General features: G+C 53.2%; 14 protein-coding genes. 5 read left to right on the top strand and 9 right to left on the bottom strand.

What is annotated here, in order from left to right:
- Positions 1-175: 175 nt before the first annotated feature.
- Together dnaA and ABDW36_RS06570 are read left to right on the top strand one after the other, a co-directional pair.
- A complete protein-coding gene (gene dnaA / locus ABDW36_RS06575) occupies positions 176-1,609 on the top strand; it encodes a chromosomal replication initiator protein DnaA (protein WP_119076992.1) in 1,434 nt (477 codons plus the stop codon).
- A gap of 95 nt (positions 1,610-1,704) precedes the next feature.
- Positions 1,705-2,484 (top strand): phosphatidylinositol-specific phospholipase C/glycerophosphodiester phosphodiesterase family protein, encoded by a 780-nt coding sequence (locus ABDW36_RS06570; RefSeq protein ID WP_343701080.1) that lies wholly within the window; start codon positions 1,705-1,707, stop codon positions 2,482-2,484.
- On the opposite strand, the gene ABDW36_RS06565 is transcribed toward ABDW36_RS06570, so the two are convergent.
- Together ABDW36_RS06565 and ABDW36_RS06560 are read right to left on the bottom strand one after the other, a co-directional pair.
- Positions 2,473-3,249 carry an SRPBCC domain-containing protein gene (locus tag ABDW36_RS06565; protein WP_343701079.1) on the bottom strand — a complete coding sequence of 259 codons (777 nt, stop codon included), beginning with the start codon at positions 3,247-3,249 and terminating at the stop codon, positions 2,473-2,475. The two genes, ABDW36_RS06570 and ABDW36_RS06565, sit on opposite strands and share 12 nt — an antisense overlap.
- 4 nt (positions 3,250-3,253) lie before the next feature.
- A complete protein-coding gene (locus ABDW36_RS06560) occupies positions 3,254-3,826 on the bottom strand; it encodes a helix-turn-helix domain-containing protein (RefSeq protein WP_343701078.1) in 573 nt (190 codons plus the stop codon).
- A gap of 201 nt (positions 3,827-4,027) precedes the next feature.
- Here ABDW36_RS06560 and ABDW36_RS06555 point away from each other — a divergent pair, with 201 nt between their 5' ends.
- Positions 4,028-4,516, top strand: coding sequence for a hypothetical protein (locus tag ABDW36_RS06555; RefSeq protein ID WP_343701077.1), 489 nt, complete (start codon positions 4,028-4,030; stop codon positions 4,514-4,516).
- Here ABDW36_RS06555 and ABDW36_RS06550 read toward each other — a convergent pair.
- On the bottom strand, positions 4,497-5,351 hold the full coding sequence (locus ABDW36_RS06550; protein WP_343701076.1) for a dienelactone hydrolase family protein: 855 nt from the start codon (positions 5,349-5,351) through the stop codon (positions 4,497-4,499). The two genes, ABDW36_RS06555 and ABDW36_RS06550, sit on opposite strands and share 20 nt — an antisense overlap.
- A gap of 170 nt (positions 5,352-5,521) precedes the next feature.
- Between ABDW36_RS06550 and ABDW36_RS06545 the strand changes: the two genes are divergently transcribed.
- Positions 5,522-6,427 (top strand): bestrophin family ion channel, encoded by a 906-nt coding sequence (locus ABDW36_RS06545; RefSeq protein ID WP_343701075.1) that lies wholly within the window; start codon positions 5,522-5,524, stop codon positions 6,425-6,427.
- A 72-nt stretch (positions 6,428-6,499) separates the two neighbouring features.
- Positions 6,500-7,582, top strand: coding sequence for an AraC family transcriptional regulator (locus tag ABDW36_RS06540; protein ID WP_343701074.1), 1,083 nt, complete (start codon positions 6,500-6,502; stop codon positions 7,580-7,582).
- Between the two features lie 247 nt (positions 7,583-7,829).
- Here the strand turns inward: ABDW36_RS06540 and ABDW36_RS06535 are convergent, their stop codons facing one another.
- The 6 genes from ABDW36_RS06535 to ABDW36_RS06510 form a co-directional block, all read right to left on the bottom strand.
- Positions 7,830-8,771, bottom strand: a complete 942-nt coding sequence (locus ABDW36_RS06535) for an alpha/beta fold hydrolase (protein ID WP_343701073.1) — start codon at positions 8,769-8,771, stop codon at positions 7,830-7,832.
- 3 nt (positions 8,772-8,774) lie between these two features.
- Entirely contained in the window at positions 8,775-9,122 is a 348-nt protein-coding gene (locus ABDW36_RS06530) for a TfoX/Sxy family protein (protein WP_343701072.1), read from the bottom strand.
- Positions 9,123-9,246: 124 nt separating this feature from the next.
- Positions 9,247-10,560: a glycoside hydrolase family 71/99-like protein gene (locus ABDW36_RS06525; protein WP_343701071.1), complete on the bottom strand. Its 1,314-nt coding sequence runs from the start codon at positions 10,558-10,560 to the stop codon at positions 9,247-9,249.
- A 17-nt stretch (positions 10,561-10,577) separates the two neighbouring features.
- Positions 10,578-11,255, bottom strand: coding sequence for a DUF3823 domain-containing protein (locus ABDW36_RS06520; RefSeq protein ID WP_343701070.1), 678 nt, complete (start codon positions 11,253-11,255; stop codon positions 10,578-10,580).
- 19 nt (positions 11,256-11,274) lie between these two features.
- Positions 11,275-13,152, bottom strand: coding sequence for a RagB/SusD family nutrient uptake outer membrane protein (locus tag ABDW36_RS06515; RefSeq protein ID WP_343701069.1), 1,878 nt, complete (start codon positions 13,150-13,152; stop codon positions 11,275-11,277).
- Between the two features lie 11 nt (positions 13,153-13,163).
- On the bottom strand, positions 13,164-16,304 hold the full coding sequence (locus ABDW36_RS06510; RefSeq protein WP_343701068.1) for a TonB-dependent receptor: 3,141 nt from the start codon (positions 16,302-16,304) through the stop codon (positions 13,164-13,166).
- Positions 16,305-16,426 lie beyond the last annotated feature (122 nt).

The following is a 16,426-nucleotide window of genomic DNA, read 5'->3' as shown; positions in this document are numbered from 1 at the left end:
AGGAGCGTTACACACTGTAATTGTTGGAAATAAAACAAGGGCAGATTTATTTTTTTTTTCAACATTTTAATCAGATATTCGTCGTCCTGTCAAAAAAATTCTTCAACCGCCCGTATTGAAGAATTTGTATTCGAGAACACCCAAATTATAAACACGATTAATTTTTTTTATCTAAATGAACAAAACTTGCGAACAAGTTTGGGAAAGGTGTCTGAATATAATCAGGGATATTGTGGAATGGCAGCCATTCAAAACATGGTTTGAACCGATAAAACCCGTAAAGCTTGAAAACAATGTTTTAACCATTCAGGTCCCCAGCCAGTTTTTTTATGAATATCTGGAAGAGCATTATGTAGGTCTGTTAGGAAAAACCATCAAACGCGAATTAGGAAAGGAAGCCAGGCTGGAATACCGGATAGTGGTTGAAAATGGTACTCCCCATCAACATCCCAAAACGGTGAATATGCCTACGCAGTTTACCAAGCCGCAGAAAGACAGCGAAGTTGATTTCCCGTTGACGATACAGAACCCGGTCAAGAATCCCTTTGTGATACCGGGCATCAAACGTGTGCAGATAGATTCCCAGCTGAACCATAATTATACGTTTGAGGCCTTTATTGAAGGCGACTGCAACCGCGTGGCGCGCAGGGCGGGTAAAACCGTATCTGACAAGCCGGGCGGCACTTCCTTCAACCCCCTGGTGATCTATGGCAGCGTAGGCCTCGGTAAAACCCACCTGGCGCAGGCCATCGGCAATGAAGTGAAAAGGCAAAGCCCCAACAAGGCGGTGCTGTACGTGAGCGCGGAAAAATTCATCAACCAGTTCATTGACCATTCCAAGAACAACATCATCAACGACTTTATACATTTTTACCAATTGATAGATGTATTGATCGTAGACGATATCCAGTTCTTTGCCCGCGCCGAAAAATCGCAGGACGCGTTTTTTGCCATCTTCAACCACCTTCACCAGAGCGGCAAACAGCTGATACTGACATCAGACAAACCGCCCAAAGACCTGGACGGGGTGCAGGAACGCCTGCTCAGCCGTTTCCGCTGGGGCCTGAGCGCAGACATCCAGCTGCCTGATTTCGAGACGCGCATGGAGATACTGGAAATGAAGATGCGGAATGACGGGCTGGAAATGCCCAAGGAAGTAGTGAAGTACGTAGCCTACAACATCCAGAGCAACGTAAGGGAGCTGGAAGGCGCGCTCATTTCCCTGCTGGCACAGTCATCCCTCAACAGGAAAGAAATTGACCTGGAGCTGGCCAAACGCGTGCTGAAGTCTTTCGTCAAAACATCTTCCAAGGAAATTACCATAGACAGCATCCAGAAAATGGTCTGTGAGTATTTTGATGTGCCGTACGATAAATTGCTGCAAAAAACCCGCAAGCGGGAAATTGTGCAGGCAAGGCAAATCACCATGTACCTGGCAAAAAGTTTCACCAAAAATTCTCTTAAAACCATTGGCGAGCACTTTGGCGGCCGTGACCACACTACCGTGATCCACTCCTGCCAGACTGTAAAAGACCTGATGGATACTGACAACAGCTTCCGGGACAGCGTTATTGAATTGCAACAAAAAGTGCAACTCGCTGCCATGTAACCCCTGCAACCAATGCAAAGTAATTCGGCGTGGCCTGTCACTTGACAGGCCACGCTTTTTTTGGTACCTTATGGCCACAACTTACATCCGTCATCATGCTACGCCACCTCTTCACCGCCCTTTGCTGCTGCATTGCGCTGCTGCCCGCCACGGCACAATACACCACGGCCAACGCCCACTCCCATAACGATTATCTGCAGGCCCGGCCTTTCCACCTGGCTTTTGACAGGGGCTTCGGCGCTGTGGAGGCAGATGTTTTTGAGCGCAACGGAGCGCTGTATGTGGCGCATACAGCTGCTGAAATAGATACGGCACGCACGTTGCGCAAGCTTTACCTGCAGCCGCTGCAGCAAATGATCACGGAAAAAAGGGGATTGTTTGCGGAATCTGCCGGCGCAGGGCGCAGCCTGCTGCTGCTGATAGATTTCAAAACTGCCGGTGTGCCTACCATGCAGGCCTTGCTGCAGCAGCTGCAAGACTTCCCGCTCATTACCTCCAACCCGCAGGTACAACTGGTCATTAGCGGCAGCCGGCCGGATGCGGCGCTCTGGCAGGGGTATCCGCCCTACATCCTGTTTGACGGATTGCCCAATGTAAGCTACACCGCGGAACAGCTGCAGCGTATTCCTCTTTTCAGCGACAATTTCCGCAGCTATACACAATGGAAGGGGCAAAACGGATTGCCTGCGCAGGATGAAGCCAAAATAGCGGCTGTTGTGAACAAGGTGCACGGCCTGCAAAAGAAATTCCGTTTCTGGGCCACGCCAGATACAACCACCGCCTGGGCTGCCATGATGCGGCTGGGGATAGACTATATCAATACAGACCAGGTGAACGGACTGGCTGATTACCTCCAGGCCTCATCATCCAAATAACTCGTTCAGCTGTTGCTGCCAGCGCCCCTCCTCTGCTTTTACATCTTCCGCAGGTACGCCGTAAGCGCCTATCCAGGCCCAGATGGTAACGTCTGCACCGGGCGTGAAACGTTCTGCCGTAAGGCGGAACATGGCGTTGTTGAGCTGCAGCAGGGTGCCGCACAGGTCTTGCGGGGGGTTGAGGTATACCAGCGTGCCTTCATAGCGGCCGCCTAACGGGGTGGTGTACACGTAACGGTCTCCCTGCACGGTAATGCCCTCACGGGTCAGCAAGTTCCACGCCTCCTGCAGGGACTGTTTTGTCTTGATCTGCGCCAGCGCCACCAGGCGGTCTTTACCGGCATGGTGCTCCAGGTAATGTTGAAGGCTGAGAGATTCTGTGTCCCAGCCGCGGCGCACGCCATCATAGATCTCGTCCCAATTGCTTTCGCCGCCAAAGCCTGCATGTACAATGCGCAACAGGGTTTTCCCTTCTTTTGCTTCCAGGAAAAACTCCACCGCCAGCCGCCTTGGTACGTTTGATACCATTTTGTAATGGTCTTCGTTATAACCCAGGCGCAGGTATTTATTTTCCTGCTGCTCTTCTATTTCCATTTCCCAGTCTACCCCGCTGCCCCAGGAGAGCGCTATCTTCCCGTCTTTTACACGGGCCCTGCGCGGAAACCACCGCTCCAGCTCTCCCGCTTCCGTGAGCGCTTTCCATACCGCCTCTATGGGCGCATTAATTTCCCGGGCCATGTGAATGGCCCTGTTACTGTTTTTCATGATACTATTTTTTTAACACAGGGTGAGAAAACAAGTGGAACTGGTAAGCCCTGCCGTCTGGCTCCTTGTCTGTATGATATTTGACGGCCAGCCTGCTGATAACCCTGGCCAGTTCTTCCGTGAAAGCCTGCAACTGCTCAGGGCTGGAAAAGCGCACTTCTGTTTGCATGGTGAAAGTGGGCAATTTTTTCCGGGCCCTCTGCGCGCCCGTTTGCAGGGCCGCCACATCCTGTATCAGCTGCGAAGCAGCGGCCACCAGGTAGGCGGAAGAAAATTTGTCCTGCACGGCGGAGGCATCTGCGCCGGCCGTGTTCAGCACCACCATATATGAACGGGAAGTGGCGCGCAATACGCGCTCTGTGCAATTGCCTTTTTTTCTTTCTTCCACCAGCTCTATCAGTTCATTCTTCTCCAGTTCCTTCAGGTGGTAGTTCAGCTGCTGCCGCGGCATGTTCAGCACGCGTGAAAGGCCTGCGGCGGAATTGGGCTCACGCAGCTCTTCCAGTATGCGGATGCGGAGAGGGTTCATCATGGCCGCCGCCACCTGCGTATCCTGTATGAAATTGTGTGCTTTCATGCAGTGAAGGTAACACCGAAAAATTAATTTTTCAAGGAAACGCTACATTTCCTAAGAACCAGCTGATATTTTACCTCCTACACATATGGAAAATATATAATTACAAATTTGTTTTTCGGGTGTTGTCCGTATTCAGCTTGAATTAGTTAAATTGTAATATACCCGCTGCATCAGCCAGAATCTAAATCTAAATCTTGCCTTATGCAATTTTCCACCAAGCGCCCCGGCGCAGTAGCGGTACTGGTTACAGGCTGCGCCGTGGGCGTGCTGGATGGGGCCGCGGCATTGATCAATGCCTGGCTAAGGTCCGGTACCCCGCCGGAAAGAGTTTTCAGATACATTGCAAGCGCCATGTTTGGCAACGCGGCTTACACCGGAGACGGCACTATGGTGGTGGCAGGCGTTGCGCTGCACTTTATGGTGGCGGTGCTGTGGAGTGTTGTATTTTTCGTAGCGTACCGCTACTGGCCTTTGCTGCATGGCAACAAGTGGGTAACAGGCTGCCTCTACGGCCTGTTTGTATGGCTGATGATGAACCTGGTAATGGTGCCGCTTACACAGGCCCCGCCCTTGAAATTCACCTGGCAGGGCGCAATAACGGGCTGGTTGATACATATGGTGCTGGTGGGCATTCCTATTGTGTTGCTCACGCGGTGGTGGTATGAAAAGTTTACCGCAAAGTTTCCTTAAAAAGCTGCAATGTACGTTCCCATGCCAGTTTGGCTGCCGCCTCGTTGTAACGCGCCGGTGAAGCATCGTTATTGAACGCATGCTGCGCTCCCTTGTAAATGTACAGCTCATATTTTGTGCCCGCTGCTTTCAGGGCGGCTTCATACGCCGGTATGCCGGCATTCACGCGCTCGTCCATTTCCCCGTAGTGCAACAGGAGGCGGGCTTTTATTTTGGGTACGTCCGCTGCGTCAGCCTGGCGGCCGTAATAGGCCACAGCGGCTTTCAGCTCAGGGTCGTGCACGGCCAGCTGATTGGCCATGGCGCCGCCCCAGCAAAACCCGATGCAGCCTGTTTTTCCATTGCAGTCTGGCCGGCTTCTCAGGTAGCTAAGCCCCTTCAGGTAGTTTTGCAGGTTCTGCGCCATATCCAGCTCGCCTATCAGCTTCCTGCCATCATCTTCATTAGCCGGCGTACCCCCGAAAACAGAGAGCGCATCCACGCCCAGCGCAATATAACCGGCCTGCGCCACGCGGCGCGTTACGTCTTTGATATGGGGCGTGAGACCGCGGTTTTCATGTATCACCACCACTCCGCCGTATTTACCCTGTGCCTTCGGTTTTACCAGGAGCCCTTTCATGGTGACACCTTCTCCGGGATAGGTGATCTCTTCCTCCGTAAGATCTTCGGGGAGTGGCGCTGCCGCTGCGCGGGCATAGTTGGATTCCAGCAAGGGCAGCACAGACATGGCCGCGGCCATGGTACCGGTAAGCTGCACCAGGCGTTTCAGGAATTCTTCGCGCCGGAGCGGCTTGTGGGTATACTCGTCAAAGAGGTTGATGATACGCTGGTCCATATGACAGTATTTACAGAAAGATACGAATTATTCCGGGCTCATGCAGGAGGAAACTCCAATGCAGTTCCGGGCGTTGATAATGCTGCCCGGCGTCATGCATTTCTTGTTCATTTCAGCAGGAAATCTTACCTTAATTCCATATAACCGAATACTGAATCAAACCCCTTCGTATGCTGCTACGAGACAGGCTTTCCCTGGTGGAAGTTTTCAGGATAACGTGGAAGCTGGATATCATGATCATACTGGTATGCACCCTTGCATATGTGGCAGACACCTACTGGCTGAAAAGGCATATTTCCATCCCCGCCAGTATAACCGGTGTACTAGGCACGGCCCTTGCTTTCTTTATCGGCTTCAATAACAACCAGGCGTATGACCGCTGGTGGGAAGGCCGTAAAATATGGGGAGCGCTGGTGAATGATTCCCGCTCCTGGGCCCGCAACCTGCTCCACTACTGTGATGCGTCCAAAGCGGGAGAAGTGCCGCATATTGCGCGCCGTATGATTTTCAGGCATATCGCTTTCCTTTACGCGTTGAAGGCAACTCTCCGCAAAACCACCGACCCGTATTACGAAGGCTACCTCAGCAAGAAGGAAGCGGAAGATGTCAGCGGCAGCCGCAATATTCCCAACGCCATACTTGACATACAGGCGGCAGACCTGCAGCAGCTAAGGATGCTGGGAGCGGTAGACGGGTTTTGTTTCCGTGAATTGAACACCATGCTGGCAGCTCATTGCAACCACATGGGCGCTTCAGAGCGCATCCGTAACACTATTTACCCGCCCAGCTATCTTTTTTTTACCCGTGTTTTCATCTGGTTCTTTGTGATACTCAATACTTTCATGCTGGCAGAATCAATCGGTTTCTGGTCAGTTATCTTCGGCTGGGCAGTAGGTTTCGTTTTTCATGTCACCCACCAGAACGGCAATGCGCTCATGAACCCCTTTGAACAAAACCCCATGTCTCTGCCGCTGGACAGCATCAGCCGCACCATAGAGATCAACCTGCTTGAAATGCTGGGCCACCAGCCGCTGCCATCACCGGTAGAGCCGGTAGGCAAGCAGTATTTGCTGTAGCAAGGAAAAAATTCAGTAAATTACGAGTCCCAAATCCTGATACCCATGTCAACTCTGGATAATCCAGCCGTTATGAATTTCAACGTTCCTCCTGAAATGGAGCGTAATACTATTACCTCCCATACCTTACCTGAAAAGTATAAGCATTACAGTATTAAAGGCACCGACGTAACTTACCGTGAAGGGCCTTTCGGCGCGTTTTTCAAACAGGAAGTGGTAGATAAGGACTGGATCATTGGCTGGCTGAATTTTGACATCAAAAAGAAGGTAAACCTTTTCCCTATCACAAAAGACCCGCTGCTGGCCCTTTATATTGGCCTGGAAGGTAATATCCCCTGTGACCTGCAGGGTTCCCCGCTCAAGCTGATGCTGCCGGAAAAGCGCCTGGGCTTCTACTACGTACCGCCCAGCGGCTTTAACAAGGCTGAATTTGAGCCGTACCACTACACATCATTGTACATTTCGTTCTCACATGCCTTCATTACCCGTTTCCGGGAAAAGTACACATTGTTCCAGCCCTTGCTGGACGTACCCCTGCAACAATACCAGCAATACTCGGACGCCATCAAGGCGGCCCAGGCCAAAGGGCATGAAGGCTACCGGGAGTTTGGGGCCATGGTAGACAAACAGGAGAAGCAGGAAGCAGAAGGCGTACAGGGCCTGTTGTTGCCGCTTGGCAGCGAACACACGGAAATAATCAGGCAGATGGTAGGGTACGATCAGAACCCGGGCTGGCTGACGCCTTACCTGTACGGACAGATATGGCTCATGATTGTCAGCTACTTTGCCCTGATGACGGAACGCGGCGCATTGCCCAAAGATGTATTGCGCGCGGTAGACTATATGCAGACCCACTACGCCTCCCTCAATAAAAACCATCAGCCCGTTACCCCTACTGACGTAGTGGCGCATTTGAAGGCAGACCCTCGGGAACTGAACCGCCAGTTCAATGAAACCTTCGGTAAAAACATGCGGGAATACCTTACAGACCTGCGGTTTGCGGAGGCGCGTTTCCGCCTGCGCCGTACAGATAACAAATTGAGCGCCATAGCCGCCGAAACGGGTTTGTCAGGCCCCTCGCACCTCACCAAACTGATCAAGGCCGAATACGGCCTCACCCCGGCGCAATACCGCGCTAAATACCGTGGCTCTTAATCTGCAAGAGGGAAAATCAATTCGTACAATTATTTGCGCAGCAAATACAACCATGTAGTGGGGAAATGTTGTCATCTTTGTTTCATCAGGATTGACAGACGCCCTCTTTTGAATATAACTAGTAGTGTTTTTCTCCAATTTAGCTAATAATACAGCCGAACTAATTAGGCAAATCCCTTCCCTTTCCCAACTTGAGACAAAAACTCAGATACGGCGGCCCCGGCCAAACCGGGGCGCTCCGTATCCATTAATTTTCCAGTAAAAATTCTTTTGCGGCCTGCACCCACTCTTCCCGGTACCGGGGAAGATAATTGGTATGGCCCGCCCCCGGGAAAACGACCAGCTTTTTTTTGCCGGCCAGCGCGCCGTATACAGCATCTGTTTCTTCTCTGCGCACTCTTTCATCCTTATCACCATAAAAAAACAGGGCAGGCGTTGTAACGGCCGCGGCATAGCTAACAGGGCGGTGAGAAAAGGCCCAGAACCCGTTTTCCACCCCGCCCCAGAACACCAGGAAACCCGCCAGCGGGAAGCCCGGCACGCCTACCGCTTCAAAACGCGCGCAGGCGGCATCGTACAAGGTGGCAAAGGGGCATTCCAGGATAATGCCTTTGGGCTTCAGCGGCTCATCGTGCAGGGCCTTCAATACAGCGGCAGCGCCCAGTGAAGTGCCCAGCAGGTAAATATTCTGCTCCCCCTGCGCCGCCAGGTAACGGTAGGCGGTGGCCACATCTGCGGCCTCCTTATAACCGATGGTGGTCTGGTTGCCACCGGAACCGCCTGAGCCCATAAAGTCTACCAGCATGGTATTATACCCCAGCGCCAGCAATTCGTATGCGCGGGGCAGCATGGCCGATTTTTCTCCGCTATAGCCATGAAACAGCGCCACTGTGCCACGCGCGGCGGGCGCCTGCATGTACCAGCACTCCAGGCGTTCCCGGCTTTGCAGGTGTATTGTTTTGTACGGGCGGTCTGGTTTGCGTTTGTTGACGGGGCGCGGATTGTCTACCCCAAAGCAGATGGTTTTCAGCTTTCCGGCAATACCGAGCTTATTAGGGTCTGTACGGGGAGCGGCGGTATCTGTGAAATGGGTGAATTTCCACGCGTGAAAGGCGGCAAATACGTTGAGCAGCACAAACAGGCTGAGCACAGACCAGGCAAGGCGCTTCCACATTTTTCCGGTAAACATCTTTTATTTTTTCTTTTGCTTTGAAGACCGGGCCAGATGGTTGAAGGCCAGTGCCTTGCCAACCCACCAGGCCAGCTGTTTCCTGGTACCCAGGGCAGATTCATCTACGTACACATACCCTTTCATGGTACGCCCGTTCAGCACCATCTGCGAAGCGCCGGGCAGCTCCAGCGCCTCTTCTACGCCCGCAGGGTTTAGCCGTACCATGATGTGACTGTCCCGCACGCATACGCACATTTTATCATTCACCATAAAACAGCAGCCGCCGAACATCTTTTTCTCCTCCACATCGTTCTCTTCTGCTGCAATTAATTCCCTTACGCGGGCCATTAATTTTTCGTTTAAGGCCATGGCTGAAAGATTTACTGCAATATAGCAGATTCCCCTCTTTTACAGAACAGCATCCATTACCGTCGCGGCATAAAAAGCCGGCTGAAAGAAAACTTCCAGCCGGCCACAATTTTCCAACAACCGCTTAACGCACCGGCTTAACGGCGCTGAAGCCGCTTTCTCCCCTGAACCAGCGCCCCGCCTGGCCCGTGAGCCAGAGATAATAATCCGAAGAGAGATCATTTTCTATGCCTACGAACTTTCTGTCTCCATGCAGCGGCACTTCCGCCTCCCGTGCGCATTTGTAAATGGCGGTGCCCTCGTCTATTTCATCAAACATGGCTACGTAGAGAGATTGCGCCCCGGCCAGTTTGGCGCCGGCCACCTGCTTCCACAGAAAATCCCCCTTCAGGCGTGGAATGGCGTTGTACAGGGACGGATCGTTTTTGAGATTGCCCCAGCTGAAGCCGGGAAATGCGAGCGGCACATAGGTTACCTTGTTGGCATTGCACCAGGCCAGATCTCCGGCCAGCTCTGTACCGGCCACGTTGTTATAACTATCGTTGTTGTAGCGGCCCACGGCCCATGGCATCACAATGTCCGCCCGTTTGATAAGGCTGTGCAGCAGCGGGGAGTTTTCAGTGTCTTTCGTCATGCTCCTCCAGTAATAAGGTACGCCCAGCATCACAGACACGCGGTTGTTATTGCCCTTCAGCCGGGTAACCAGCTGGTCAGCATCGGCAATGGTGTATTTCCGGTTGTCGTTGAAGCCCACTCCCCATATTACCACCAGCGGCTTTTTATTGTGACGCAGGTAAGTAGGATGGGTTTTGTTGTCAAAGAGATGGAACAACTGCTGCAGTTCCGCCCAGTCTTTTTCTACCCAGGCTACGTCTGCCGGAGTACAGCCGCTCAGGTCATACATCACGCAAATGGCGCGCGAGTACTTGCGGGCGGCCTTGAGCGCGTTCTCCAGCACCTTGTTGAAATGGCGCTTCCCTTTGGGGTTGCTGTCTTTCACCTCCACTACAAAACGCTGCATAAAAACGCCGTCTATCCCGTAATCTTTCATCCATTTAAAATGCAGGTCTATGGTCTCTTCATCATACGGGCTGTACATGTACACATCACTGCCGTCTGGATACTTAAAAGCAGTTTTGTACTTCCGGGTGTACTCCGCCATGTCAGGAAAAAAATCTACGGTGGAGCAGCCGGGCTTGAAGCCGCCGCAGCTACCGTTTTGCAGGTGGTACCAGCCACGGCCCGATTCATCGCCTTCAGCGGCAAACCAGCCCTGGTAGCCGGCCATTACAAGATTTTGATAAGCCGTGTACAGGCAACCGGTTTCATCGTACACCGTGTCTTTGGCCATGGGCGGTCCCACGGGGGAGCCGCCTGATTTTTTGGCGCAGCTGACGGAAACAAAAAAAATGAATAAAAGGCAAGCTGTTAAACGCATGTTGAATCTTTTAGTGATCAAATATCCAGTTGTACCACAGGAGCATAGTTGAACTTGGCATCTCCCTTGTCTATGACGGCGCCTATGCGGAAATAGTAGGCCTTGCCCGGCTTCAGCTGCGAGCTGTTGGAGGGCAGGTCTATACTAAGCGTGTAAACATGGCCCGGGTCTACCACCGCGTTGATATCCGCTTCTGCGGCCACAAAGCGCATAGGCTCTCCCACGCGTGAGTCCTGATGAGCATAAAGGCCTATCTTTTTCACATTGGTGGTAACGTTTTGCTGCAGCTTGAAAGTGGCCACCACCTTGGTGCCGTTCTTCACAATACTGGCTTCTTTTATACGAATATAGGGCACTACCGTGAAGTCCAGTCTGGTATTGCCTGATATCTGCACGTCCTGCGGCGCTACGTCAATAAAGTTGCCGCGCACGGGCTGCACCGTGTAGGTGTTGGCAAAGAGCAGGGAGTTGGCGTAAGTGCCATCGTTCTTTACGATCAGTATCTGTTTCTCCACGGGGTCATAACCATGTTCGGCAATTTCTATGGTAGTACCCCTGATAATATCCTGCTCTACCAGCGCCTTTGTTTCCGCGTCTATGAAACTGCCGGAGAGGGCGGCATTGGGGCCATCGTAATTGTCTTTTTCACAGGCCATAAAAATGAGCGCGGCCATATATATTATTATGTTTTTCATAACAGTCTGTTTTAACCGGTTAGTACTGCGGGTTTTGCACAAGGCCATTGGCGCCTATGCCGGGTATGGGTTTATAATACAGTTTGGGCTCGAAGGTCTTTGAATTGGTATTGGGTACGTTGACGCGCACAAAAATGTACTTTCTGGCCGGCAGCGCACGCAGGTCAAGCAAAGGCAGCAGGGCATGCATCATGCGGTTGTTGAATTCAGTATGGTATTCCCTTCTGCGGATGAGGTCCCAATACCGTTTGTTCTCAAAGGCCAGCTCCACCCTTCTTTCCCGCTGCACGTTGGCGGAGGTGAGCGGTATGTTAACGGTGTGGCCGGCGCGTTTGCGGATGTCGTTCAGCGCTTTGGCAGCGGCGGCGGCATCTCCCTGGCCGCTTTCCACCACGGCCTCCGCATAGTTGAGCAGAATTTCAGCAAAGCGGAACTCCATAAAATCTGTAGTGCTCTGGTTCCAGCCGGCGGTAATGGGGCTGGACTGGTTCATGAATTTTTTGAAGGAGAAACCGGAGCGGGTGTTATTGCCGCCATAGGTGTCGAAGCCGGAGTACATGGTGGTGCTGGGCGCCCCGTAAGTGTAATAGGTAGTACCGTCTACCGTAACCTGATCGTTAGTGCGGATCACGGCCTGACCGTCTGGCTTTACAAAACCGGCCTGTATAATGATGGGCGTTTCCTTGAAGGTGGTACCGGGCAAAATGGCCGTGCCCCAGAGGCGTGCGTCTTTGCCTTTAAAAATATCGTTGGGCGTGTCAAAGCGGAGATAGGTGAGCGCGGGGTTGTAGCCGTTGTAGTCATTCACGTTGCCTTCCGCGGTGGTTACCACGGGAGCGGGCTGACCGGGATTGTCGTACCGCTCGTACAGGTCTACCAGGTCAAGCGTGGGGTTCATGCGGCCGGGGTGGGGCCAGCCGTTGGCTACCTGTGCGGGCTGGTACCAGATGTCATAGTTGTGGCCCTGGTTATTGCCGGGAAGCGTGAAGCCTTTGATGAAAATAGCTTCTATTGCCGCGCTGTTGGGGTCCTGGAACATCTTCCGGTAGTTCTCCGCCGCCGCTTCTGGCGTAGCAGGGTTGGGCTCGTACAGCCCGAATTTACCGGAAGCCATGAGCATTTCGCTGGCTTTGATACAGGCATCATAATAACCGCTGGCGGCAGCCGCATCAAGCCCAATCAGCTGCTGCGTTACCGCGTCTCCGCTCATAACAGCGCGCGGGCCAAATTTGGCAACAGATGCGGCATGCAGGGCGGCCCTTGATTTGAGCGCGCAGGCCGTCCATTTGGTGGCGCGGCGGCCCGTGCCTTCTCCCAGGCTGGCAATGGCTACGTCACATTGCTCCATCACATAGTCCCACGTTTCTTTTTCAGTGCTGCGGGGTACTTTCAGCGCTTCCACATCTCCTTCGTACTTCTGCGTGTTCTTGATGAGCGGAACGCCGCCGTAGCGTTTGGCCAGCCCAAAGTAGGCAAAGGCCTTGATGAAGGCGCTCTCGCCGGTGAGGGCCTTCTTTTCGTCTTCCGTAATGGGCAATGAAGGAATAGCGTCCGAGAGGATGTTGACGTCACGTATCAGCTTGTAAGCCGGCTCCCACCAGGCAAAATCGTTATTACCAATAAAGTCGCCAAACTCGCTGTGTACCGCTTCATCTGTTACCATAGCCGGCGCAAAGCCGCCGTTGTTGGGGTCTCCGCCGTTCTGGTTGAAGCCGGCGCGGAAGTAGGTGAAATCTTCTATGGGCAGCTGGTAGTACAGGTTGGCCATGTAAAGTTTAACGCCGGCGGGATCCCCGAACAGGTCTTCCGCCCTGATCTTGTCTGTAGGCCGCAGCTCCAGCACGCGGTTGCAGCTGAACAACATGAGGCCGGCGGCCAGTAATATTAATCTGCGCATATTTCAGTGTTTTAGAAGTTAAGGTTGACGCCCACGTTGAAATTCTTGGTAAGCGGGTAGTTGAAGCCTGCATTGAACAAACCTTCCAGCCGCTCCGGGTCAAACGCTTTCACAAAAGGGTCTGCAATGGTGAACAGGTTGAAGCCGTTGGCATATATCCTGATCCTGTTGATGCCGGCAGATTTGTAAAGTTGTGTGGGGATGGTGTAGCCCAGCTCCAGGCTTTTTAACCTGACGTACGATGCGTCTTTCCGCCAAACCGAGCTTTCAGCGTACATGGCGCCCACATTGAAATTGAAGCGTGACGCGGGCCACTTGCCGGGAACCCACTCGCTGTTGGGGTCATACGGATCTGCCTTGTGCCAGCGGTCAAAGAAATAAGCCGGCGTGTTGCCCCGGAAGGCCATCACTTCTGCATACACTTCACTGAAACGCACGGTGTACACAGCCGCTCCCTGGAACAGCACGTTGATGTCAAAGCCTTTGTATGCCGCATTGAGCGTGAGGCCGTAGTTGAACTTCGGGTTTTTGCCGGGCGGGTTCTGGTTATCGTTGGTGCCCACAGCGCCATACCAGAGCGGCAGCATGTCATTGCCGTTCACCAGCCCGTCATTGTTCACGTCTGCATATTTAAAATCTCCGGGCAGCTCGCGGATGTTGGCCTGGTCTCCATTCTGCAGTGGATATTTGGCAATTTCCTCTTCTGAGGTGAACTGGCCCAGGTAGGTGTAGCCCCACACCAGGTCGTTATACCGGTAGTCTGCCCCGTTGCGCCAGCGGTTGTAGCTGTTGGTGTAGGCGCCTCTTTCCACGTACAGGTTCATGCCGCGGGAATAGTTGAGGTTGGCGGAAACGCCGTAGCGGAACCCGCCGATGGTGTTTTGATGGGCAATGGTGAGATCAAAACCCTGCACCCTGTCACTGTTCAGGTTTTCCTGCGGCAGTGTGCCGCCGAAGGTATTGGGCAGAGATACATTGCGGTAGGCCAGCAGGCCTTCCCTGTCTCGCCGGTACACGTCAAATTCAACGCTCAGCCTGTTTTTCCAGAGGCCCAGCTCTATGCCAAAGTCTGTAATGGTAGAAGTGAACCAGCTCAGCTTTTCATTTACGATAGCTGGTGATGCGGCGCCATTGGTGAGCGCGCCGTTGTCGAACTCATAACGCCCGCCGCCCTGCGTGGAAAAACCGGCAATATACTGGAAAGGGTTACCGGCGTCCTGCCCCACGCGGCCGTAAGATGCTTTGAGTTTGAGGTGGGAGATGACGGGCACTGCCTCTTTCATGAAGGGTTCTTCAGACATCCGCCAGCCGGCAGACACCACGGGGAAGAAGCCCCAGCGCTGGCTGGGATGATATCGGTAAGACCCGTCTTGCCGGAACGCAAATTCAAACAGGTATTTCTGTTTGTAGTCGTAATTGAGGCGGCCAATGTAAGAGAGGTTGGCCTGCTGATCTTCCCCGCCGGCGGTTTCCATTTTGGCCGTGCCCGCGGCATTGATCTGGTCATTGGTATAAAAATCATAGAAGCGGCGCAGGTAGGCGTCGCGGCTCCAGTATTGCTGCTGTTCCACCACAAAAGTGGCGGCCACATTGTGGTGGCCTGCAATCTGCCGGTTGTAGTTGGCCTGCGCCTGCAGGGTGAGGCGATTGTTGTTGCCGTAGTTGTTGGCAATGCTGGAATTGCCCACCCGCTGCGGCTGCGCCACATACGCACCGTTTACGTACGTGTAGAGCTTGTAACCTTTCTGCAGGTCTTTGTTGGAATAACTTGTCATGTCATAAGCAGCCAGCCCGCGGATGGACAGGCCTTCCACAAAAGGCACGGTGTAGGTGAGGGCCATAGACGACTGGAAGTTGCGCGTCACGCTCTCGTTATACCCCGTAATACCGCGCTGCGAAAGCACCAGCGGGTTTTGTGTGGAAGGCGTTACAAAAGCCGGGTACTCCGGGTTGTTGTTGGCGTAAGGCTTTTCCGTGGGCAGCGTTACGCGGGTGCCTTTGAAGATGTTGAAGAAGTTCTCGCCGGGTACGGTGCGGTTGTCATACCGTCCGGCCATGAGTATTTCCGCTTTCAGGTTCTTGTGCAGCTCCGTGGTGAGGTTGGAGCGGATGTTGTACCGTTTGTAGTTCATGTCGTTACTGCGCAGCAGGCCGTCTTCGTTGGCAAAAGCCAGGCTCACGAAATATTGTGTTTTTTCAGAGCCGCCGGAAGCAGACAAGGTATGCTGTGTCTGCATGGCCGCGTTTTTCATGGCCACGCTGTACCAGTCTGTGCTTTCATAACCGGGGCCGCCGGCTATCCATTTCTGCAGCTCGTCTTTGGTTACATATGGCGTGCCGGTGCTGAAAATGTCCGCATCGTTGCGCATCTGCATCCACTGGGACGCATTGGCCATGGTAGGCACATCGGTTGGGCTGATCCAGCCTGCGCTGCCGTTGTAGTTGAAGCTGGTTTTGCCGCGGGCGCCTTTCCTGGTGGTTACTATCACCACCCCGTTGCCCGCGCGGAGGCCGTAAATGGCGGCCGAAGCATCTTTCAGGAAAGAGATGCTTTCAATATCGTCCGCATTCAGGCGCTGGAACTCTGAGGCCCCGTCTCTCGCAATACCGTCAATTACAAAGAGCGGTGTGCCAAAGCCGCGCAGGTTGATCATATTGTCGAAAGTACCCGGCTCGCCGCCCAGCTGCCTGATCTGCAGGCCTGCCACCTTGCCCTGCAGCTTTTGCGCCAGGCTGATATTGGTAGTGGTCTGTATCTCCCTGGCCGTGATGTTGCTCACCGCGCCCGTCAACGTTTCTTTACGCCGGGTGCCGTAGCCCACTACCACTACCCCGCTCAGCATTTCGTCCGTGGCCGTCATTTTTACGTCAATGGTGCTCCGGCCGTTGATGCGCTCCCTGACGGTGGCCATGCCCAGGTACACAAAAAACACCTCGGCCGCGCCAGCCGGCGCCTGCAGCAGGTATTCTCCGCGGGCATTGGTGGTAACGCCCGTTCGTTTTCCCGCCGCATCTACCGTGTAAACACTTACGCCAGGTAAAGGGGCGCCGTCTTTTGCATCGGTTACTTTACCGCCGATGGACTGCCCTTGCGCAAGGGCACATAGCGGCAGGCTGCATAGCAGCATCCATAAATAATAGATTTTTTTCATAACGATTTGATTTCTTTGGCTGAAGGAATAGATTACGGAATAGGTCTCTCAGGCTTTATCTCGTTTTTTCATAACCTCCTGCAAGTAACCGGCAGGGCACTAACAAAAGGATTAACGGGAGC

Source organism: Chitinophaga sp. (assembly GCF_039596455.1).
In the GTDB taxonomy this organism is placed as follows: domain Bacteria; phylum Bacteroidota; class Bacteroidia; order Chitinophagales; family Chitinophagaceae; genus Chitinophaga.
Note: the sequence above shows the minus strand (reverse complement) of the source record. Positions and strands in the feature narration are given on the sequence as shown.